The organism is Streptomyces sp. NPDC031210 (genome assembly GCF_055570395.1).
In genome coordinates this window covers 1-22,021 of record NZ_JBVIHH010000005.1, presented here as the reverse complement: position 1 = coordinate 22,021, position 22,021 = coordinate 1, and the positions used below count along the sequence as shown (strand labels likewise).

Here is a 22,021-nt window from a genome sequence, read left to right as displayed (position 1 = left end):
CCGCACATCTTTCACCTCATCCGGTTACCGCACCCGGCGAAAGGTTTGTGCACCCGCTGACCAGGAGAGGTCGCCCATCAACCGCGCTTCCAAACGCCGTTGCGGCTCCGTGATCGGTCTGTGATCTTCCCCGCTTCGACGCGCGGGGTGCAACGTGTGTGTGGTTCGGACGCGTCTTGGTGGTGTGGAGGGAGCGCCGGAGCGCGCCCCCGGGAAAGTGTCCTGGTTTTTGGTGATGTGAACACTTTCCGCATACGCTTGGTTCCGCAGAGTGAATAAGAGGCCCAATAGCAGATCTCGGCTTGACTGGCCCGGATCAGCACACTTGTAATTTCACTCGTGTCGTTCAGCCGTTATCGATCACGGCAAGAGCACGGGGACGCAAAGACAGACGAGGGGCGCACATGACCGAGCTGTTCCAGGAATTGCTGGTCGAGGAGGCGGACGAGGAGCTCGGCTGGCAGGAGCGCGCACTGTGCGCCCAGACCGACCCCGAGTCCTTCTTCCCGGAGAAGGGCGGCTCCACCCGCGAGGCGAAGAAGGTCTGCCTCGCCTGCGAAGTCCGCTCCGAATGTCTGGAATACGCCCTCGCCAACGACGAACGCTTCGGTATCTGGGGCGGTCTGTCCGAGCGCGAGCGGCGCCGACTGAAGAAGGCCGCCGTCTGAACATGTCGCGGCAGTACGAGAGACCGACGCAGAGCGGCCCCGCGGACCACGCGGCCGCACCACCCCAACTCCCCATATCCCCCCATAGCGAACACTCCGCCTCCAGCGCCACGCCCGCCGGAGGCGGACTGCTGTCCACGGAGCCCACCGGCGCACCGGCGCGAACCATTAGTGTGGGGCCCCGTCCGAGACGTGCCGACGCCCCCACCACGGGGCGCGCGCGTCCCTCGTAGTCCGTCGCAGTGTCTTCCGGGGGCGGGGGCCTTGAGCGACTTCGCCGCGGGCCCCGGACTCCCGGGTCCGGAGGGCCCGTACCTCGATGTCCGTGCACAGCCAGTCGGCGGCCCAGGCCGCCTCATATGCAGCCGCCACCCCAGAGTTCCCGCGGCACGTCGTCACCGCCGTGATCGTCTCCCATGACGGTGACCGCTGGCTGCCCGACGCGCTCGCCGGCCTGCTCGGCCAGGAACGCCCGGTGCAGAACGTCGTCGGCGCCGACACCGGCAGCGCGGACACGTCCGCCCAGCTTCTCGCCGACGCCATCGGGGACGAACGGGTCCTGCACCTCGCCCGCCGCTCCGGCTTCGGCACCGCCGTCGACGAGGCCGTCCGCACCGCCGGCACCCTCACCCCCGACGACCTGCCCTACCTGCGGCGGCCCAGCGGCTGGGACCCGGTCAGCCGCACCTGGCGCGACGACGCCTACGACATGCCGGAACTCCCGCACGGCGAACCCGTCCAGTGGCTGTGGCTGCTGCACGACGACTGCGCCCCCGCCCCGGACGCGCTCGCCGAACTCCTGCGGGTCGCCGACGCGAGCCCCTCCACCGCCATCGTCGGCCCCAAGCTGCGGAGCTGGTACGACCGCCGCCAACTCCTGGAGGCCGGCGTCAGCATCGCGCGCAGCGGCCGCCGTTGGACCGGTCTGGACCGCCGCGAACAGGACCAGGGCCAGCACGACCAGGTCCGACCCGTACTCTCCGTCTCCACCGCCGGCATGCTCATCCGCCGCGACGTCTACGAGGAGTTGGGCGGCTTCGACCGCCGGCTGCCCCTGATGCGGGACGACGTCGACCTGTGCTGGCGCGCCCAGGCCGCCGGCCACCAGGTGCTCATCGCCCCCGGCGCCGTCCTGCGGCACGCCGAGGCCGCCGCCCGCGAACGCCGCCCCATCGACTGCGTCGGCCGCTACGTGGCCAACCCGCACCGCGTCGACAAGGCCGGCGCCGTCTACACCCTGCTCGCCAACACCCGCGGCGCGCTGCTCCCCTACGTCCTGCTGCGCCTGCTGCTCGGCACCTTCCTGCGCGTCGTCGCCTACCTCGTCGGCAAGGTCCCCGGCCAGGCGCTCGACGAACTCGCCGGACTCTTCGGCACCCTCCTGCGCCCCGGCAAGATCCTCGCCGCCAGACGCCGCCGCGGCCGCCCCGCGGTCGACCCCGGCGAACTGCGCCCGCTCTTCCCGCCACCGGGCGCGACCGTACGCGCCACCGTCGAACAGGTCGCGGGCAACCTCGGCGGACGGGCCGCACCGGACGTGGCGTCGGCCGGCCGGCACGGCGCCGTCGAATCCGGGCCCGGCGGCGACGACGCCGACTTCCTGGAGGTCGAGCAGTTCGCCCGGCTCAAGCGGATCGCCCGCAAGCCCGGCCCGGTGCTCTTCCTCGTCCTGCTGCTGGTCTCCCTCGTCGCCTGCCGCGGCCTGCTCGGTTCCGGCGCCCTGACCGGCGGAGCCCTGCTGCCCGCGCCCGACCGGGTGTCCGACCTGTGGTCCTCGTATCTCGATAGCTGGCACGCCGTCGGCGTCGGCGACACCGCCCCGGCGCCGCCCTACCTGGCGGTCCTCGCCCTGGTGGCCACCGTCTTCTTCGGCAGCACCGGCTTCGCCCTCACCCTGCTGCTGGTCTGCTCCGTCCCGCTGGCCGGCCTGACCGCCTACTTCGCCTCCCGCCCGCTGGTCACCTCCCGGCTGCTGCGCGCCTGGGGGAGCATCGCCTACGCCTTCCTGCCCGCGGCCACCGGCGCGCTCGCCGGCGGCCGGCTGGGCACCGCCGTGCTCGCCATCCTGCTGCCGCTGATGGCCCGCGCCGCCGTCGCCGCGAGCGGCCTGCGCCTGCCGGCCGGCACCCGCCCCAGTTGGCGCGCCACCTGGGCGTACACCCTCCTCGTCACCTTCACCATGGCCTTCACGCCGGTCGTGTGGCCGCTCGCGGTGCTGCTCGGCGCCGCCCTGCTGGTGCGGCGCCTGATGACCGGCGGCCGCGACCAGCTCCTCGCCCACCTCCTGCGCTTCCTGGCCGTGACGCTCGCGCCGCTGCTCGTGCTCGCCCCCTGGTCGCTGTCGCTGCTCACCCACCCCGCCCGCTTCTTCCGGGAAGCGGGGCTCGACTACGGCGCCGGCTCCGCCTCCGTACTGGACCTGGTGGGCCTGAGCCCCGGCGGGCCGAAGGCCGCCGGCGGGATGCTGCTGTTCGGCATCGTGCTGGCCGCGCTCGCCGCGACGCTGCGCGACGCCCGGCACAAGGCGATCCGTACCGCCTGGGCGGTCGCGGCGGCCGGCCTGCTGTGCGCGGCGCTGGGCAACGGCTCCGGCTGGACCGGGCCCGCCATGCTCGTCTACGGCCTGGCGCTGCTGTGCGCCGCCGCGGTCGGCGCGGAGGGCATCCGCACCCGCATGGCCACCCTCGGCTTCGGCTGGAAGCAGCCGGTCGCCGCCCTGATCGCGCTGGCCTCCGTACTCGCTCCGCTCTACGCCGCCGTCACCTGGATGATCACCGGTGCGGCGGGACCCGTGGAGCGCCGGGACCCGGTGCAGGTACCGGCGTTCGTGGCCGAGGAGTCCGGCAGCGTCGACCGGGCCCGCACCCTCGTCCTGGACGGCGAGCGTGGCCACGTCGACTACACCCTCGTCCGCGGCTCCGGCGCCCGCCTCGGCGACGCCGACCTGGCCGCCGCGGCCGGCGAGAACCCGCGGCTGGGCGGGATCGTCGCCAACCTGGTGGCCGGCTCCGGCGCGGACCAGGCCAACCAGCTCGGCGGCTACGCGGTGCGCTACATCCTGGTGCGCGACGGCGCCCCGCGCGACATGGGCCGCGTCCTGGACGCGACGCCCGGCCTGACCCGGCTCAGCCAGGACGACGGCAGCGCCCTGTGGCGCGTGGACCGGCGCGTCTCCCGGATCTCGATCGTCGCGGACGAGGCGCGGGACGGCACCCGGGCGGGAGAGACGGCCGCGCCGGTCCCCGTACCCGCCGAACCGGTCGAGGCGCACACCGAACTGCCCGACGGCCCCGCCGGCCGGGTGCTGCGGATCGCCGACGCCGCCGATCCGGGCTGGCGCGCCACTCTGAACGGCACCGCCCTGAAGCCCGTGACGCTCGACGGCTGGGCGCAGGGCTTCACCCTCCCCGCCGGCGGCGGCCGCCTCGACCTCACCCACGACAACGCGCTCGGCCACAACCTCTGGCTGTGGGCGCAGGGCCTGCTCGCCGTCGTCCTGGTGGTCATGGCGCTGCCGGGCCGCCGCCGGGAGATCGACGACGACCTGCCCGAGGACGCCGCGGCCGCGGACGCCGCCCAGGCCGCCGCGGCGGTCACCGGGGACGGCCGGCGGGCCCGCCGGCTGCGCGCCGCGGTCCAGGCCGCCGAGGTGCCGGAGCCGCGCGACGAGCCGGCCCCGGACGGCCCGGCGCCGGACCCGGCCGCCGGTGCGGCCCCCGCGCCCGAGGTGCCCGGATCCGTCGACCCGTACGCGGCGGTGCCGCACCAGCAGTCCTACGAGGACTGGCAGCCCGCCCAGGCCGAGGCCCAGCAGCCCTACGCCCCCGCCGACGCCTACCAGGACACCACCTACGGGCAGCAGCCCTACCCGCCCGCGGACCCCTACCAGGCCGACTACCAGGCTGACCCCTACGCGGCGGACCCCTACCAGGCGGGCGGATACGACCCGTACGGCTACGGGCAGCAGCAGCCGGGCCACGACCCCGCGCAGCCGCCCCAGCCGCCGTACGACCCGGCCCAGCAGCCCCAGCAGCCCTACGACGACGGCACGACGTACCACGGCTCCTACCCCGAGCCGCGCCGCGACGGGAGCGACCAGCAGTGAAGCGCACCATGAAGTCCCTCATCGGCGCGGCCGTCGCGCTCGCCACCGCGACCGGGGTCGCCGCCGTGGCGGCGCCCGGCGGCGCGGCCGAGGACACGCCGCGCGGCGGCTCCCGGCTGCCCGTACAGCGCTCCGCGCTCCTGTGCCCGGCCCCGACCTCCTCGGCGGTGAGCGAGACGACGTACACGGCCTTCGCACCCAAGGGGGCCGCGGCCGGCAGTGAGGCGAAGCGGGGCACCGCCCGGCTGCTGCCCGCCGGCACCGTCAAGGAAGCCGGCGGCGCGGGCTTCGCCAAGGGCAAGGACGGCAAGAAGGGCGGCTCCGGCAAGGGCGAGGGCGCAGCCGCCTCCGGACCGCAGCTCGTCGCGCCGCGCGACAACAAGCCCGTCGCGCCCCTGAAGGAGGCCGGGAAGCCGGTCACCGCCACCACGGACAGCGCCGAGGCGCCCGCCCTGGTCGGCGACGCCGACGGCACCCTGGCGCCCGGCTGGACCGTCCAGCAGACCACCTCCGTCGCGGCCGGCACCGGCCGCGGCCTCCTCGGGCTGAGCTGCGCCGCGCCGGACACCACCTTCTGGTTCCCCGGTGTGAGCACCGACAAGGACCGCCAGGACTACGTCCACCTGACCAACCCCGACGCGACCCAGGCCGTCGTCGACCTCGAACTGCACGGCAAGGACGGCCCGTTGGCCGCCGGCGGCGGCGAGGACGTCGCCGTCCCGCCGCACTCCACCGTCCCGGTGCTGCTCTCGACCCTGACCGGCGAACCGACCACCAACGCGGCGCTGCACGTCATCGCCCGCGAGGGCCGGGTGGGCGCCTCGGTCCAGGCCGGGGACGCCCGGCTCGGCAGCGACTGGCTGCCGGCCGCCGCCGACCCGGCGGCCGGTGCGGTGCTGCCCGGCATCCCCGCCGACGCCACCTCCGTCCGGCTGATCGCGGTGGCCCCGGGGCAGTCCGACGCCGACCTCAAGGTGCGGCTCGCCACCCCGACCGGCATGATCACCCCGGCCGGCCTGGAGACGCTGCACGTCAAGAGCGGCATGACCACGGCCGTCGACCTCAAGGACCTGACCAAGGGCGAGGCCGGCTCACTGGTGCTCACCCCCGCCGACGGCTCCAAGGCGCCCGTCGCGGCCGCGCTGCGGGTGATCCGCGGCAAGGGCGCGAACCAGGAGATGGCGTTCATCTCCTCGACCCGGCCGGTCGAGACGCGCGCCACCGTCGCCGACAACCGCGCCAAGGGCTCCACCCTGTCCCTGCTCGCCCCGGAGGCGGGCAAGGACGTGAAGGTCAAGGTCACCGCCTCGGCGGGCAGCGACGGCGGCACCGAGGTGACCAAGACGTACACGGTCAAGGGCGGCACCACGCTCGCCGTCGAACCGCCCCGCCCCCAGGGCCTGAAGGGCTCCTACGCCCTCACCGTCCAGCCGGAGCCCGGCAGCGGCCCGGTCTACGCCGCGCGCACGCTGGCGCGGCCGCAGGGCGGCATTCCCGCCTTCACCGTCCAGACGCTGCCCGACGACCGGGGCTCGGTCCTCGTCCCGACCGCCGGCCAGGACCTGTCGCTGCTGACGGACTGAGGCGCCGCGCCGGAAAGCGCCGGGGCCCGTCCATAAAAGGCGGGCCCCGGAGACCCCGTGGGCCCGGAGACCCCCTACGGCCTCAGTCCTGGCCGTAGCGCGGGTCCACCGACTCCGGGGCGAGCCCGAGGAGTTCGGCGACCTGCTCGACGACCACCTCGTGCACCAGCAGGGCGCGTTCGTCGCGGCTCTTGCTGCGGATCTCGACCGGCCTGCGGTAGATCACGATCCGGTCGCGGTGCGGGCCGGCGGCCGACAGCGCCCGGCCCAGCGGCACCGTCCCCGCGTCCGCGTCGGCGTCCGGCCCCGTGTCCGGCCCGAAACCGGGCGCCTCCAGGACCAGGAAGTCCACTTCCGAAAGCTGCGGCAGGCGCCGCTCCAGACGGTCCCGGGAGTCGTAGACGAGGTCGACGAAGGCGTCGGCGCGGGTCACCGACAGCGGCACCTGCGGCGGCGCGATCGGTCCGCGCATGCCACGGCCGTGGCGGTCGCGGCGGCGCGGTCGCGGCTCCGGCGAACTGGAGGTCGCCCCGGTGGGGGCCGGGGGAGGTGCGGGTGTGTCCATCAACATCGAGCGTAGCCGCCGAGCGGCCCGCGCGACCGCCGACTGCGCCAACGCACCTGATGTCGCTCCGTGATCGCCCGGATGCCTGCTGTGTTCGCTTTACTCTCCACATCCGATCGCAAAACTCCCACGAAATGACATGAATTGCCGCGAACGGCGACGGGATTCCCCGCCCGGCGGCCTCCGTTCGCCCCTGGCCGGCGCAGGTCATCCCGAGCGGGTGCAGGTCAGACGCATCGGACGAAGCGGGACGACACGGTTGGGTGAGCCGGGGGAGAGTCGTCGCGGCCCGGTCAAGAGTGCGGTACCGTCCAACGTCGTGAGCCCTGTACGTCGCTGTTCGCGCACTGCGTGCGGCCGCCCCGCCGTCGCAACGCTGACGTACGTCTACGCGGATTCGACCGCAGTCCTCGGACCGCTCGCCACGTATGCCGAACCGCACTGCTACGACCTGTGCGCCGAGCACTCCGAGAGACTGACCGCCCCCCGTGGCTGGGAAGTCGTCCGCCTCGCCATCGATTCGGGACCGTCCCGCCCCAGCGGCGACGACCTCGAAGCGCTCGCCAACGCCGTCCGCGAGGCGGCCAGACCGCAGGAGCGCGCCGCGGGCGGCAACGGCGGCCCGCAGGCCATGGGGCCCGGCGGCCGCGACGCCCAGCCGATGGAGGTGGCCCGCCGCGGCCACCTGCGGGTGCTGCGCTCCCCCGACTCCTGAGCCACGCCTCCCCGCCACCGCGGACAGGCCGCCGTCACCGGGCACTTGGCCGCCGCCCGGCCGCCCGGGCGTGGAGTCGCGCACACCGGCCGGATTCCGGACCCCCGTCCACGCCCTACGGGTAGGTTTGGGGATCCGTAGAGACACCAGGAGGGCTTGGCTGTGGCTGATCTGTCGCGGATCGTGAAGGCGTACGACGTGCGCGGTGTGGTCCCCGACCAGTGGGACGAAGCGCTGGCCCGGCTGTTCGGTGCGGCCTTCGCCGAGGTCACCGGCGCGGCGGCGATCGTGACCGGGCACGACATGCGGCCCTCGTCCCCGGGCCTGGCGGGCGCCTTCGCGCGCGGCGCGGCGGCGCGCGGCGTGGACGTCACCGAGATCGGGCTGTGCTCCACCGACGAGCTGTACTACGCCAGCGGTGCGCTCGGACTGCCCGGCGCGATGTTCACCGCCTCGCACAACCCCGCCCAGTACAACGGCATCAAGATGTGCCGGGCGGGCGCCGCCCCCGTCGGCCAGGACACCGGCCTCGCCGACATCCGCGCCCTCGTCGAGCGCTGGTCGGAGCAGGGTGCCCCGGACCCCGCCGCGAAGCCGGGCACGATCGTGCTGCGCGACGTGCTGGGCGACTACGCCACGCATCTGCGGAGCCTGGTGGACCTGTCGGGCATCCGGCCGCTGAAGGTCGTCGTGGACGCGGGCAACGGCATGGGCGGCCACACCGTGCCCACCGTCTTCGAGGGCCTGCCGCTCGAACTCGACGCCATGTACTTCGAGTTGGACGGATCCTTCCCCAACCACGAGGCCAACCCGCTGGATCCGAAGAACATCGTCGACCTCCAGGCCCGGGTCCGCGAGGTCGGCGCCGACCTCGGGCTCGCCTTCGACGGCGACGCCGACCGCTGCTTCGTCGTGGACGAGAACGGCGACCCGGTCTCCCCCTCCGCGATCACCGCCCTGGTCGCCGCCCGCGAGCTGGCCAAGCACCCCGGCGGCACGGTCATCCACAACCTGATCACCTCCTGGTCGGTGCCCGAGGTCGTCAAGGAGAACGGCGGGCGGGCGGTCCGCACCCGTGTGGGGCACTCCTTCATCAAGGAGGAGATGGCCAAGACCGGCGCGATCTTCGGCGGCGAGCACTCCGCGCACTACTACTTCCGCGACTTCTGGAACGCCGACACCGGCATGCTCGCCGCGATGCACGTCCTGGCGGCGCTGGGCGGTCAGCAGGGCACGCTGTCGCAGTTGGTCGCGCAGTACGACCGGTATGCGGCCTCCGGCGAGATCAACAGCACCGTGGACGACCAGACCGCCCGCCTCGCCGCGATCCGGGCCGCCTACGAGGGCCGCGAGGGGGTGACCCTCGACGCCCTGGACGGGCTGACGGTCACCGCCGCCGACTGGTGGTTCAACATCCGCGCCTCCAACACCGAGCCGCTGCTGCGGCTGAACGTCGAGGCCCGGGACGCCGCCACCGCCGACCGGGTGCGCGACGAGGCCCTCGCGATCATCCGGGGCTGAGCGGCCGGGGGCGTACCCACGCGGCCGAGAACGGACCCAAGCGGCCGAGGGGCGGATCCACCACCCCCGGCCGCCCCTCCGCCACCCCGGATTCCCCCGCCGAGCAGGCCACCGCCCCCGCTCCGGCGGTAGGCTTGCTGAGCCGCAACCACCCGAAGGAGCAGCCTCCATGCCGGTCGAAGCCAGCCTGATCGAGATCCTCGCCTGCCCGGCGTGCCACGCCCCGCTGGAGGACCGCTCGGCGGCCGACCCCGCCGAGCTGGCCTGCACCTCCGCGGACTGCGGCCTCGCCTACCCCGTCCGGGACGGCATTCCCGTACTCCTCGTCGACGAAGCCCGCCGCCCCCACAGCCCTGAAGGCGGGGGCCCCACCCCTGCCTGACGGGCGGCGCCGGGGCCGCCCCGGCACCGCCCGGTGTTCCCCCGCCCGTGCCGGCGATCGGAGGCCGCGCCCACCATGCTCGACGAGTCACTCCTCGACGCCCCTGAGGCGCTGGCCGGCGCCGACCGCTACGGTCTGCTGCGCGGCGTCGCCGAATCCGGCGCCCGCGCCCGCACCGCCGCCCGCAGCGCCACCGAAGCGGGCATCCCGGGCCTGACCCCCGACGGCCGGCCGCGCAGCGTCCTGGTCGCCGGACCCCACCCCGCCGCCTCCTGCGTCGCCGACCTCCTCGGCGCGCTCGGCGGCGGCAGTTGCCCGGTCACCCTCATCCGCCCCACCGGCGTCGCCCCGCTGCCCGGCGCCCTGCGCTGGGCCCTGCCCGGCTGGACCGGCCCCCTGGACCTGGTCCTGATCGCCGGCCCCGACGGCTCCGACCCGGGCCTCGCCGAGCTGGTCGAGCAGGCGTACCGCCGCGGCTGCGCCGTCGTCGCCGTCACCCCGGCCGGCGGCACGCTCGCCGACGCCGTCGTCCAGGCCCGCGGCCTGACCGTCCCGCTCGCCACCACGCCCTACGACGCCGAGTTCGACATCGAGGGCGCGCCCCCGGCCGCCCCCGGCACCCTCTGGTCGCTGCTCATCCCGCTCCTCGCGCTCGCCGACCGGATCGGCCTGCTCAGCGCCCCGCCCGACGCCCTCGGCCGCCTCGCCGACCGCCTCGACCACCTCGCCGAACGCTGCGGCCCGGCCGTCGCCACGTACTCCAACCCCGCCAAGACCCTGGCCGCCGAGGTCGCCGACGCGCTGCCGCTGATCTGGACGGAGGGCGCCGTCGCCGGAGCCGTCGGACGCCACTTCGCGACCGCGCTGACCAATCTCGCCGGCCGCCCCGCGCTCGCCGCCGAGCTGCCCGAAGCGCTGGGCGCCCACCGCACCCTCCTGGCCGGCGCCTTCGCCGCCGGAGCCGACCCCGACGACTTCTTCCGCGACCGCGTCGACCAGCCCCCCGCGCTGCACGCCCGCATCGTGCTGCTGCGCGAGGGCGACCCGGGACCGCTGTCCGCCACCCGCTCCGCCCTGGAACTCGCCGACGAACGCGACACCGCCGTCAGCGAACTCCAGCCGGAGGACGGCAGCGAGCTGGAATGCGCCGCGGAGCTCCTCGCCATCACGGATTTCGCCGCCGTTTACCTCGCGCTCACCGACTCCGAGTGACCATGGACCGCCGGCCCGGCGGCACGCCCCCGGCGGTCCGCCGCGCCACCCGGTAACCCGTACGGAAACGTCAGGAAGCAGCAGCCCCATGGACCGCCTCGCCAACACCGTGCGCCCCTACGCCTGGGGCTCGGCCACCGCCATCCCCCGGCTCCTGGGCGTCGAGCCGACCGGCGCACCGCAGGCCGAGATGTGGATGGGAGCCCACCCCGGCGCCCCCTCCCGCGTCGACCGCGGCGCCGGACCGGTCTCCCTGGCCGAGGTGATCGACGCCCACCCCGAAGCCGAACTGGGCGCCGCCGCCGTACGCGCCTTCGGCCCCCGGCTGCCCTTCCTCCTCAAGCTCCTCGCCGCCGGCGCGCCCCTCTCCCTCCAGGTCCACCCCGACCTCGCCCAGGCCGCGGCGGGCTACGCCGACGAGGAACGCCGCGGCGTCCCCGCCGACGCCCCCCACCGCAACTACAAGGACGCCAACCACAAACCCGAGCTGATCTGCGCCCTGACCCCCTTCGACGGCCTCTGCGGCTTCCGCCACCCCGCGCAGACCGCCGACCTCCTGGAAGCCCTGGGCGTCGACACCCTCAAGCCGTACGTCGACATCCTGCGCGCCAGCCCCGAGGCGGCCGCGCTGCGCGAGGTGCTCACCGCCGTCCTGACCGCCGAACACGACGCGATGACCGAGACCGTCGAGCGGGCGGCCGCCGCGGCCGAACGCCTCGCCGGCGCGGACGGCCCGTACGCCGCCGCCTACGGCGCCTACGCCACGATCGCCCACCACTACCCGGGCGACCCCGGCGTCATCGCCGCCATGCTCCTCAACCACGTCCGCCTCCAGCCCGGTGAGGCCCTCTTCCTCGGCGCCGGCATCCCGCACGCCTACCTCAGCGGCCTGGGCGTGGAGCTGATGGCCAACTCCGACAACGTGCTGCGCTGCGGCCTGACCCCCAAGCACGTCGACGTCCCCGAGCTCCTGCGCGTCGTCCGCTTCGAAGCCGGCGACCCGGGCGTGCTGCGCCCCGAGGAGACCGGCGGGGAGGAGGTCTACGACACCCCCGTCGACGAGTTCCGGCTCTCCCGCTTCGCCGTGGCGCCCGGCGCCGCGCCGCACCCGCTCGACTCCCGTACGCCGCAGATCCTGCTGTGCACGGCGGGCACCCTCACGCTGACCGGCGGCCCGAGCCCAGCGGCGCACACCGGCCCGGACCCGGCCGCCACGGACGAGCTGACCCTCGGGCCCGGCGAGTCCGCGTTCGTCCCGGCCGGCGAGCACGTCACCCTCCGCGGCGAGGGCACCCTCTTCCGCGCCACGGTCGTCGCCTGACGGTGCGGTCGAGGGCATCCGACGGCATCCGACGGCATCCGACGGCTCCCGACGGTCCGCCTGCGGATGACCGGTCGGTGACCTCCTGGCGGCGTCCGGTGACCGGGCTGCGACAATGACCGCCGCACACATTAAAGGGGCGGTAAAGCGAGAGCCCCGTAGACGGAAGGGATATGCGGCACTTATGAGCGCATCAGGCGGGACAAAGGCGATCGTCGCGGCGCTGGGCGCCAACCTGGCGATCGCCGCAGCGAAGTTCGTGGCCTTCGCCTTCAGCGGCTCGTCCTCGATGCTGGCCGAAGGCGTGCACTCCCTCGCGGACTCCGGCAACCAGGGCCTGCTGCTGCTCGGCGGCAAGAAGGCCCAGCGCGCCGCCACCGAGGAGCACCCCTTCGGATACGGCCGCGAGCGGTACATCTACGGCTTCCTCGTCTCCATCGTCCTGTTCACCATCGGCGGCGTCTTCGCGCTCTACGAGGGCTACGAGAAGATCCACGACCCGCACGAGCTGGACAACTGGTACTGGCCCGTCGGCGTCCTGGTCTTCGCCGTGATCGCCGAGGGCTTCTCCTTCCGCACGGCCATCAAGGAGTCCAACGAGCTGCGCGGCAAGCAGACCTGGGCCCAGTTCGTCCGCCGCGCCAAGGCCCCCGAGCTTCCCGTCGTCCTGCTGGAGGACTTCGGCGCGCTGGTCGGCCTGATCCTGGCGCTGTGCGGCGTCGGACTCACCGTCGTCACCGGCGACGCCGTCTGGGACGGCATCGGCACCATGTGCATCGGCGCGCTGCTGGTCCTGATCGCCCTGGTCCTGGCCGCCGAGACCAAGTCGCTGCTGCTGGGCGAGGCCGCCGGCCCCGAACAGGTCGCGCAGATCCGCTCCGCGGTCGTCGACGGCGAGGTCGTCACCGGCGTCATCCACATGCGCACCCTCCACCTCGGCCCCGACGAGCTGCTCGTCGCCGCCAAGATCGCGGTACGGCACGACGACACGGCCGCCCAGGTCGCCGACGCCATCAACGCCGCCGAGGCCCGCATCCGCGCCGCCGTACCGATCGCCCGGGTCATCTACCTCGAACCCGACATCTACAGCGAGGCCACGGCCGCCGCGGGCAGCGACCCGGGCAAGCAGCCGGGCGGGAACTGACCTCGGGGTTTCCCGGGCCTGTGGCCCCGCGGCCCCGGGGGAGTCCGTGGACCGCGTGAATCCCGTGGACTCCGCGCACAGAGGACGGCCCCCGCGCTCGACGTGAGCGCGGGGGCCGTCCGCCGTTTGCCGCCGCATGCCGGTACCGGCAGCCTCGTACGGAGGCCGGCCGCCGACTACCGGATCTCGGCCAGCACCCGCAGGATCGCCGCGTCGTCCGGCGCACCGCTCAGCCGGTCCCGGAAGCCGGCATCCATCAGCTTGCGCGACAGCAGTGCCAGGATGCGCAGATGCTCGTCCCCGGCCGCCGCCTCCGGCACCGCGATCAGGAACACCAGCTTGGCCCGCGTCCCGTCCGGCGAGCCCCACTCGATGCCGTCCGCCGACCGGGCGAAACCGACGACCGGTGCGGTCACCGCGTCCGTCTTGGCGTGCGGAACGGCGATCTCCTCGCCCAGCCCGGTGGTCCCCTGCTCCTCCCGGGCCAGCGCCACCCGGACCAACTCGTCGAGGTCCGCCACCGTGCCGGCGGCGGCCACCAGCTCCGCCATCTCCCGGATGGCCGCCACCTTCTCACCGGCCGCGAGCCGCGTCTTCACCGTCCGGGAGGTGAGGTAACCGGACAGGACGGAGCCCTCCCCGGCGGCGCGGTCCCGACCTCCGGCCGCGTCTTGGTCCGCGTCCCGGGTTCCGCTTCCGTGGGCTCCGTCTCCGTCTCCCGCTCCTGCGCCGTCTCCCGCTCCTGTGGTGCCGTGGCCGGCCGCGCCACCCCCGGCCGTCTCGGCCGCACCGGACCCCATGCCGGACGCCGCCGGGGCGCTCACCGACGCCCCGCCCCCGGCCGCCACCCCTACGGAGACGGCTGGCGGCTCCGGCACAGCACCCGCCACCGAAGCGGAACCCGCCACCGGAGAGCCGAGGGCCACCGGCGCCCCGTCCACCCCGTCCGCCCCATCCAACGCTTTCCGCCGTCCTTCCGCCCGCCCCTTCGCCCGCTCCGCGAGGTCCACCAGCGTCACCGTCGTGACCGCCGTGACCACCGCGCCGACGACCACCGCGACGAAGAACGCCGGGACCCCGCCGACCGCCCCGAGCACGGCCACGATCGGACCGCCGTGCGGCACCGCGTCCCGCACCCCGGCCAGCCCGGCGAGCGCACCGGCCACCGCACCGCCCAGCATGTTCGCCGGGATGACCTGCGCCGGCCGCGCCGCGGCGAACGGGATCGCGCCCTCCGAAATCCCGAACATCCCCATGAACAGCGCCGCCATACCCGTCTCCCGCTCCTGCTCGGAATACAGGCGCTTACGGATCAGCGTGGCCAGTCCCTGCCCCAGCGGCATGACCGGAATCGCCGCGGCACACATGCCCATCACCGTCTGGTTGCCACCGGCGATCAACCCGGCGCCGAAGAGGAACGCCGTCTTGTTGACCGGCCCGCCCATGTCGAACGCGATCATCAGCCCCACCATCGCGCCCAGCAGGATCGCGCTGGACCCGTTCATCCCGCCGAGCCAGTCCGTGAGATGCGTGAAGACCCAGGAGATGGGCCGGCCGATGACGTAGATGAAGAACAGGCCCAGCGCCGTCGTCGCCACGATCGGGATCACGATGATCGGCATGATCGGCCGGACGAACCTGGGCACCTGGACCTTCTTGATCCCCAGCACGAGATAGCCGGCCAGGAACCCGGTGACGATGGCGCCGATGAAGCCCGCGCCGGCCTTGGAGTCGTACAACGCACCGGTGTTGGCGATCCAGCCGCCGATCATGCCCGGTACGAGCGCGGGCCGGTCACCGATCGCGTACGCGATATAGCCGGACAAGATCGGCACCATGAGCGTGAAGCCGATGACACCGACGTCGTTCACGTGCTCCCAGAACGACCCGTCGGGTATGACCAGGCCGCCCTCGGGGTTGGCGTGGCCGCCCACCGCCAGCGAGACCGCGATCAGCAGACCGCCGACCACGACGAACGGGATCATGTAACTCACGCCGTTCATCAGCGCCCTGTACGTGACCCCGCGCTCCCTGCCCCGCCCCTCCGGGCCCCCGCGCGCGCCGCGTACCGGCTGCGCGCTCCCGCGGCCGGAGCCCGCACCGTGCGCGCCGTCCGGCTGCACCGGCGCGCTCCGCACCCGCTCGATCAGCTCCTCGGGATGCCGGATGCCCTCCGCGACCCCGACCGCCAGCACCCTCTTCCCGGCGAACCGCGTCCGGTCGACATCCTTGTCCGCCGCGATGATGACGCCGTCCGCTTCTCTGACATCGTTGTCAGAGAGCACGTTTTCGGCCCCGAGGGATCCTTGCGTCTCCACCTTGATCTCGTGGCCGAGGGCGGCCGCCGCCTGCGTCAGCTTCTCCGCGGCCATGTACGTGTGGGCGATCCCGGTCGGACAGGCGGTCACCGCGAGCAGCTTCAGCCGCCGCTCGCCGTCCCTCCCCGCGCCCTCGGGGTGATCGGCTGGAGTGGTGGTCACGTGGTTCTCCTAACGAACGTGCCCGCAAGGCCGTGCGGGGAGTACGGATGGTGCGGACGGCGCCGACGGTGCTGGTGGTGCGCACCTCGCGGAAACCGAGGGACTGCCGCCGAGCACGAGTCGCCACCGCCTATCGCCGCCCATCGCCGACAGTCGCTGCCTGCCGCACCCCTCGCCGTCCTCGGTGCCGCCGCCGGCTCGCCGTCGCCACCGGCGAACATGTGACGGTTCTCGCGCCCCCCGCATCCTGCAACACCCCACCGCCCCGGCAAAGCCCTAAGGCCCCGGTCACAGGCGCGCACCGCGCGGAAGCCGGCGCCCGGCCGCCCGTCCGGCCCCCCACGACGGCCCGGAACAGGCCGATGCGGGCTGGGGTCGCTGGGCCGATCGGTGTAGATTCGTGACCAGTGCCAGACGTCGCTGCTGATGGCGGTCGGGCGGCCCGCACTGCGGACCGGCCGAGGGAGAGAGGGCCTCCGACGGACTGCGCTGCGGCCAGGGGAGAGGTGTGTCCGCTTACGCGTACGCTCGTTCCTGCCCGCGCCGCAGACTGCCCAGCCCGAATCCACCTCGACGCTCGAGGAGCAGCCCGTATGACGACAGCAGCCACCGGCCAGGACTTCAAGGTCGCAGACCTCTCCCTCGCCGCTTTCGGCCGCAAGGAGATCACCCTCGCCGAGCATGAGATGCCCGGTCTGATGGCGATCCGCAAGGAGTACGCCGCCACCCAGCCGCTGGCCGGCGCCCGGGTCACCGGTTCGCTGCACATGACCGTGCAGACCGCAGTCCTGATCGAGACCCTGGTGGCTCTCGGCGCCGAGGTCCGCTGGGCGTCGTGCAACATCTTCTCCACCCAGGACCACGCGGCCGCGGCCATCGCGGTGGGCCCGACGGGCACCCCCGACAACCCGCAGGGCATCCCGGTCTTCGCCTGGAAGGGCGAGTCGCTGGAGGAGTACTGGTGGTGCACCGAGCAGGCCCTGACGTGGCCGAACTCGCCCACCGGCGGCCCGAACATGATCCTGGACGACGGTGGCGACGCCACCCTCCTGGTGCACAAGGGCGTGGAGTACGAGAAGGCCGGCAAGGTCCCCGCGATCGAGACCGCCGAGAGCGACGAGCACCGCGCCATCCTCGAACTCCTCACCCGCACGCTGGCCGAGGCCCCGCAGAAGTGGACCCGCCTGGCGTCCGAGATCCGCGGCGTGACCGAGGAGACCACCACCGGCGTGCACCGTCTGTATGAGATGCAGCGCGACGGCGAACTCCTCTTCCCGGCGATCAACGTGAACGACGCCGTCACCAAGTCGAAGTTCGACAACAAGTACGGCTGCCGCCACTCCCTCATCGACGGCATCAACCGCGCCACCGACGTCCTGATCGGCGGCAAGACCGCCGTCGTCTGCGGCTACGGCGACGTGGGCAAGGGCTGCGCCGAGTCGCTGCGCGGCCAGGGCGCCCGCGTCATCGTCACCGAGATCGACCCGATCTGCGCACTGCAGGCGGCGATGGACGGCTACCAGGTCACCACCCTCGAAGACGTCGTCGAGACCGCCGACATCTTCATCACCACCACCGGCAACAAGGACATCATCCTCGCCTCGGACATGGCGCGGATGAAGCACCAGGCGATCGTCGGCAACATCGGTCACTTCGACAACGAGATCGACATGGCCGGCCTGGCCCAGTTGCCCGGCATCGTCAAGGACGAGGTCAAGCCGCAGGTCCACACCTGGACGCACCCCGACGGCAAGGTGCTGATCGTGCTGTCCGAGGGCCGTCTGCTGAACCTGGGCAACGCCACCGGTCACCCCTCCTTCGTGATGTCCAACTCCTTCGCGGACCAGACGCTGGCCCAGATCGAGCTGTTCACCAAGCCCGAGCAGTACCCGACCGACGTCTACGTCCTGCCCAAGCACCTGGACGAGAAGGTCGCCCGTCTCCACCTCGACGCCCTCGGCGTCAAGCTCACCGAGCTGCGCCCGGAGCAGGCCGCCTACATCGGCGTCTCCGTCGAGGGTCCGTACAAGTCCGAGCAGTACCGCTACTAGCCCGACCCGTACGGCTACTAAGAACACCAGCAGCCGGTGAATCCAGGCCCTCGCCGCACGCGGCGGGGGCCTGGCCCATAAACGCCCCGGCCCCGCACCAAGAGCCCGTTCCCCGCTGACCGGCCCGTCCGAAGGACTGCCCACCCCATGCCCCGCGGCCACTACTCCCTCTACGACCCGCACGATCACACCCCCCTCGGCGAAGAGCACTTCCACTGCGCCACCGGCCCCTCCGGCTGGCGCTACGTCTCGCAGATCACCACCCCCTCCGGCGATCACGCCGGCTCCGTCGACCTCACCCTCGACGACCTCGGCCGCCCCATCCGGCTCGAACTGAACGCCTCCTCCTGGCAGGTACGCGCCGCCGCCCTGGACGGCGTCACCTGGGTACGCACCGACCCGACCGGCGAACACGCCACCGAAGGCAACGTCCCCGCCCACGCCTTCACCGGCGCGTCCCCCGCTTTCCTGATCGCCACCGCCCGCCTGCTGCGCCCCGTCCCCGGCGCCGGAGCCGTCCGCACCCGCCTCGTGGCCTTCACACCCCCCGTCCTCGCCCCCCGCACCCTCGACCAGTCCTGGGCCCTGCTCAAAAGCACACCACACGCCACTGACAACGCCCCCCTCATCGCCGACGAATACCAGGTCAACGACCTGGAAACCGGCGAGCAGCACACCGTCCACATCGCCGGCGACGTCGTCCTGGCCGCCCCCGGCATCGAACTCGAATCCCTCGAATCCCCGCCCTCGACCTTCACCTGACCCGAACACCCCTTGCCGGACCCCGGCCCAGCCGCTCAACCACCCCCAGCCCGCCGAGCCCACTCCCGGCCCAGCCGCTCACCCCCCGGCCCGCCGAGCCCACCGCAGCACCTGAGCCGGCACCCGCGCCCGCGCCCGCCCGGGGGACAGCCCGCCCATGCCCGCTCACCCACCGCTCGCACGCGGGACCGCCCACCAGCCGCGCCAGCTCGCGCGCGCCCACCTCAGCCGGTCGTCCACACCCACCACCCCAGCCCGCGCTCGTACCGCAGGCTGCCGACCGGCCGACTAGCTGCTGCCACAACCAAAGCCCCAGCCGCTGCTCGCACACGCGGCTGGCCGCCCGCCGCGCCAGCTCCCGCTCGAACGCCGCGACCGGCCGTCAACTCCAGTCCGCCAGAAGCCGCGCTTGCACCGGAGGCGGCCCGCTACACAGCCGCCCGCCAATGCCCGCGGCACCTCCAGCTCTTCCCCGCCCGGGCCCTCAGACCGGCGGCGCAAACCCCGTACGCGCCCCCGCCCCCGCACTCGCGCCCCCGCCACTCGTCTCCTCGCGGCGCCCCTCACCAGCCCCACGCCCAGGCCCAGCCGCCACCGGCCCAGCAGCTCCACCAGCCGCTCCTCTGGCCACGACATCCCCGCCGCCCCCCGGCACCGACCAGGCCCCGCCTGCCCCAGCGTCCCCGCCGTCCCCGACCTCCGCCGCCCCAACCGTCATCCCCCAGGACTCCGCCCCGACCGCCACACCCATCGACCTCGCCCCTGGTGTGTCAGACCCCGGCATCCCCGTCCCCGCCGTCCCGAAAGCCCGCCGCGCCTCCCGCGCCTGCCGCTCACCCACCACCGCGGCCAGATACACCGCCGGATGCACCCCCGCCGTCCCAGCCAGGCCCGCCGACCCCGACGCCCCCGCGAACCCCCGAAGGTCCTCCACGAGCCTTCCGGCCACCACCCCGCCGAGCTGAGGATCCAGTTCCCCCGTCCGCGCCAGGAACTGCCGTACGGTCAGCCACCACGCGTCCGGCACCCGCGACAGGTCCAGCGCCGCGACCTCGGCCGCAAGCCACGGCGGAGGCGGCGGAAAGGCGATCCCGGCCTCCGCCGCGGGTATCCGCTCCCGTATGACCAAGGTGCCCGCGAACACATCCCCCAGCCGCCGGCCCCGAGCCGACACCAGTGACGCGAGACAGGCCACGACCCCCATGGTCAGCACGATCTCGATGGCCCCCAACGCACCCCGCACCAACGCGTGCCGGAACCGGATCGGCCCGCCGTCCTCCCGCACCACCCGCAACCCGCAGATGAGCTTGCCCAGCGAACGTCCGTGACTGAGCGTCTCGATCGCGATCGGTATCCCGACCTGCACCAGGACGAACAGCGCCACCGACACCGCGGCCACCGCGGCACCGTCCATCGACGAGGTCGCACTCACCAGCACCAGCGACGCCACCAGGTAGCCGCCCCAGGCGACGACAAGATCGACCACCACCGCCAGCCCCCGGCTCGGCAGCCTGGCCGGCCGCAGCCCCAGCACCACCGCTTCACCCGTCACGAGCTCGCTCACCGCGCCCCACACCCTCTCGTTGCCACAAGTCCCGCCCACCCCACGCCGTGCCAGGCCAGTCTGCCAAGCTGACCCGGCACCCACCTACGGCGCTGCGAGGAGCGACACCGCATGGACCTCGATGTCTTCGTTACGGCCCATCGCGCCGAATGGGACCGCCTCGAAGCGCTCATACGCCGCAAAGGCCGCCTCACCGGATCCGAGGCCGACGAGCTGGTGACCCTCTACCAACGCGTCACCACCCACCTCTCCCTCCTCCTCTCCAGCGCCCCCGACCCCGCGCTCACCGGCCGCCTCACCTCACTGGTGGCCCGTGCCCGCAGCGCGGTCACCGGCGCCCGCAAGGCTTCCTGGCGCGACGCCGCCCGCTTCTTCACCACGGCCTTCCCCGCCGCGGTCTACCGCCTGCGCCACTGGTGGATCCCCACCGCGGTCCTCTCCGTGGCCGTCGCGGCCCTCCTCGGCTGGTGGATAGCCGCCCACCCGGAGGTGCAGGCCGCCATCGGCGCCCCCGAGGAACTCCGGGAGATGACCCGCCCCGGCGGCCAGTACGAGACGTACTACTCCAGCCACCCCGCCGCGTCCTTCGCCGCCCAGGTATGGACGAACAACGCCCAGGCCGTCGCGCTCTGCCTCGTCCTGGGCGCCTTCGCCGGCGTCCCCGTCCTGTGGGTCCTCTTCCAGAACATGCTGAACCTGGGCGCCGGCATCGGCCTGATGTCCTCGGCGGGCCGCCTCGACACCTTCCTGGGCCTGATCCTCCCGCACGGCCTCCTGGAGCTGACCGCCGTCTTCGTCGCGGCCGGCATCGGTCTGCGCCTGGGCTGGACCCTCGTCGACCCCGGGCCCCGCACCCGCCGCACCGCCCTGGCGGAAGAGGGCCGCTCCGCCCTGGGCGTCGCCATCGGCCTGGCCGCCGTGCTGTTCGTCTCCGGCGCCATCGAAGGCTTCGTCACCCCCTCCGGCCTGCCCACCTGGGCCCGCATCACCATCGGCGTCGCCGCCGAACTGGCCTTCCTCCTGTACGTCTACGTGCTGGGCGGCCGCGCCGTCCGCGCAGGGGAGACGGGCGACGTCGCCGCCGCCGACCGCACGGCCCCGCTGCCCACCGCCGCCTGATGTGCGTCGGACCCCACCGACCTGCTAATCTCCTCTTCGCCCCAGGAAACCCGTTGACACGGGCGCCAGGGGGAGGTAGATTCGAACGGTTGAGGGGGAGCTGGACAGGCTCCCAGGCGACCGATAGTCTCTCGACTGCTTCGGCCGGAATTCCATACGGCGAGGCACCTCCGACCACTTACCGGAAGCGCCGGTCGATTTAATTCGACCGAATAGCTTCTGATAAAGTCGGACCAGCCGAAAGGCCCCCCTCCGACGGGGAATCGGAAACGAATTCGGACCGGAAACGGAACGAACCGGATCTGATAGAGTCGGAAAGGCCGGAAAGCGAAAGCCGGAAGGCCAACCCCGACCCCACAGGGACCGGAAACGGAAAGCGGAAACGCGAAACGGATCTGGTAGAGTGGGAAACGCGAAGAAGCCGAAAGGCGGAAACGCACCGGCGAAAATCAGGACCGCGAGGATCTGATAGAGTCGGAAACGCAAGACCGAAGGGAAGCGCCCGGAGAGCCTGGTGAAACAGGACCGAAGGAAGCGTCCGTTCCTTGAGAACTCAACAGCGTGCCAAAAGTCAACGCCAGATATGTTGATACCCCGTCCACCTCGGTGGATGAGGTTCCTTTGAAAAGTCCACCCGGCATCACGTCCGGGTGGCGCACACAGCGAGGACGCTGAGAATCACGGGCCTTATTCCGGCTCTGTGATTCCGCTCAACGCGAGTGTCACCCGATAGCCGGGTAAACATTCACGGAGAGTTTGATCCTGGCTCAGGACGAACGCTGGCGGCGTGCTTAACACATGCAAGTCGAACGATGAACCTCCTTCGGGA

At 73.2% G+C, this 22,021-nt stretch carries 15 protein-coding genes and 1 rRNA gene; 13 read left to right on the top strand and 3 right to left on the bottom strand.

Annotation, left to right across the window (positions count from 1 at the left end; genetic code table 11):
• The first annotated feature begins 404 nt into the window (after positions 1 to 404).
• From ACZ45Z_RS11480 to ACZ45Z_RS11470, 3 genes are all read left to right on the top strand, one after another.
• Positions 405 to 668, top strand: a complete 264-nt coding sequence (locus ACZ45Z_RS11480; RefSeq protein ID WP_003983763.1) for a WhiB family transcriptional regulator — start codon at positions 405 to 407, stop codon at positions 666 to 668.
• 319 nt (positions 669 to 987) lie between these two features.
• On the top strand, positions 988 to 4,773 hold the full coding sequence (locus ACZ45Z_RS11475) for a glycosyltransferase family 2 protein (RefSeq protein WP_468359893.1): 3,786 nt from the start codon (positions 988 to 990) through the stop codon (positions 4,771 to 4,773).
• Positions 4,770 to 6,356 (top strand): DUF5719 family protein, encoded by a 1,587-nt coding sequence (locus ACZ45Z_RS11470; RefSeq protein WP_468359890.1) that lies wholly within the window; start codon positions 4,770 to 4,772, stop codon positions 6,354 to 6,356. The genes ACZ45Z_RS11475 and ACZ45Z_RS11470 overlap by 4 nt, the downstream gene beginning before the upstream one ends.
• Before the next feature lie 82 nt (positions 6,357 to 6,438).
• Here the strand turns inward: ACZ45Z_RS11470 and ACZ45Z_RS11465 are convergent, their stop codons facing one another.
• On the bottom strand, positions 6,439 to 6,921 hold the full coding sequence (locus ACZ45Z_RS11465; RefSeq protein WP_468359885.1) for a metallopeptidase family protein: 483 nt from the start codon (positions 6,919 to 6,921) through the stop codon (positions 6,439 to 6,441).
• Positions 6,922 to 7,180: 259 nt separating this feature from the next.
• On the opposite strand from ACZ45Z_RS11465, the gene ACZ45Z_RS11460 reads away from it, so the two are divergent.
• From ACZ45Z_RS11460 to ACZ45Z_RS11435, 6 genes are all read left to right on the top strand, one after another.
• Positions 7,181 to 7,636, top strand: a complete 456-nt coding sequence (locus ACZ45Z_RS11460; RefSeq protein WP_468359882.1) for a DUF3499 domain-containing protein — start codon at positions 7,181 to 7,183, stop codon at positions 7,634 to 7,636.
• Positions 7,637 to 7,798: 162 nt separating this feature from the next.
• The gene (locus ACZ45Z_RS11455) at positions 7,799 to 9,157 is read left to right on the top strand and encodes a phosphomannomutase/phosphoglucomutase (protein ID WP_468359879.1); all 1,359 of its coding nucleotides are present in this window, start codon (positions 7,799 to 7,801) and stop codon (positions 9,155 to 9,157) included.
• Positions 9,158 to 9,326: 169 nt separating this feature from the next.
• Positions 9,327 to 9,539, top strand: coding sequence for a Trm112 family protein (locus tag ACZ45Z_RS11450; protein WP_468359876.1), 213 nt, complete (start codon positions 9,327 to 9,329; stop codon positions 9,537 to 9,539).
• Between the two features lie 75 nt (positions 9,540 to 9,614).
• Positions 9,615 to 10,751 (top strand): SIS domain-containing protein, encoded by a 1,137-nt coding sequence (locus tag ACZ45Z_RS11445; RefSeq protein WP_468359871.1) that lies wholly within the window; start codon positions 9,615 to 9,617, stop codon positions 10,749 to 10,751.
• A gap of 88 nt (positions 10,752 to 10,839) precedes the next feature.
• Positions 10,840 to 12,072 (top strand): mannose-6-phosphate isomerase, class I, encoded by a 1,233-nt coding sequence (gene manA, locus ACZ45Z_RS11440; RefSeq protein ID WP_468359867.1) that lies wholly within the window; start codon positions 10,840 to 10,842, stop codon positions 12,070 to 12,072.
• Between the two features lie 184 nt (positions 12,073 to 12,256).
• A complete protein-coding gene (locus ACZ45Z_RS11435; protein ID WP_468359864.1) occupies positions 12,257 to 13,216 on the top strand; it encodes a cation diffusion facilitator family transporter in 960 nt (319 codons plus the stop codon).
• A gap of 176 nt (positions 13,217 to 13,392) precedes the next feature.
• Here the strand turns inward: ACZ45Z_RS11435 and ACZ45Z_RS11430 are convergent, their stop codons facing one another.
• Positions 13,393 to 15,624, bottom strand: a complete 2,232-nt coding sequence (locus ACZ45Z_RS11430) for a fructose-specific PTS transporter subunit EIIC (protein WP_468360758.1) — start codon at positions 15,622 to 15,624, stop codon at positions 13,393 to 13,395.
• 665 nt (positions 15,625 to 16,289) lie between these two features.
• Here ACZ45Z_RS11430 and ahcY point away from each other — a divergent pair.
• Both ahcY and ACZ45Z_RS11420 read left to right on the top strand, forming a co-directional pair.
• The gene (gene ahcY, locus ACZ45Z_RS11425; protein ID WP_468359859.1) at positions 16,290 to 17,747 is read left to right on the top strand and encodes an adenosylhomocysteinase; all 1,458 of its coding nucleotides are present in this window, start codon (positions 16,290 to 16,292) and stop codon (positions 17,745 to 17,747) included.
• Between the two features lie 147 nt (positions 17,748 to 17,894).
• Entirely contained in the window at positions 17,895 to 18,509 is a 615-nt protein-coding gene (locus ACZ45Z_RS11420) for a hypothetical protein (protein WP_468359854.1), read from the top strand.
• Between the two features lie 484 nt (positions 18,510 to 18,993).
• Here the strand turns inward: ACZ45Z_RS11420 and ACZ45Z_RS11415 are convergent, their stop codons facing one another.
• Positions 18,994 to 20,073 carry an RDD family protein gene (locus ACZ45Z_RS11415; protein ID WP_468359850.1) on the bottom strand — a complete coding sequence of 360 codons (1,080 nt, stop codon included), beginning with the start codon at positions 20,071 to 20,073 and terminating at the stop codon, positions 18,994 to 18,996.
• A 111-nt stretch (positions 20,074 to 20,184) separates the two neighbouring features.
• On the opposite strand from ACZ45Z_RS11415, the gene ACZ45Z_RS11410 reads away from it, so the two are divergent.
• Together ACZ45Z_RS11410 and ACZ45Z_RS11405 are read left to right on the top strand one after the other, a co-directional pair.
• Positions 20,185 to 21,192 (top strand): stage II sporulation protein M, encoded by a 1,008-nt coding sequence (locus tag ACZ45Z_RS11410; protein ID WP_468359847.1) that lies wholly within the window; start codon positions 20,185 to 20,187, stop codon positions 21,190 to 21,192.
• Positions 21,193 to 21,936: 744 nt separating this feature from the next.
• Positions 21,937 to 22,021 (top strand): 16S ribosomal RNA (locus ACZ45Z_RS11405); the annotation flags it as partial.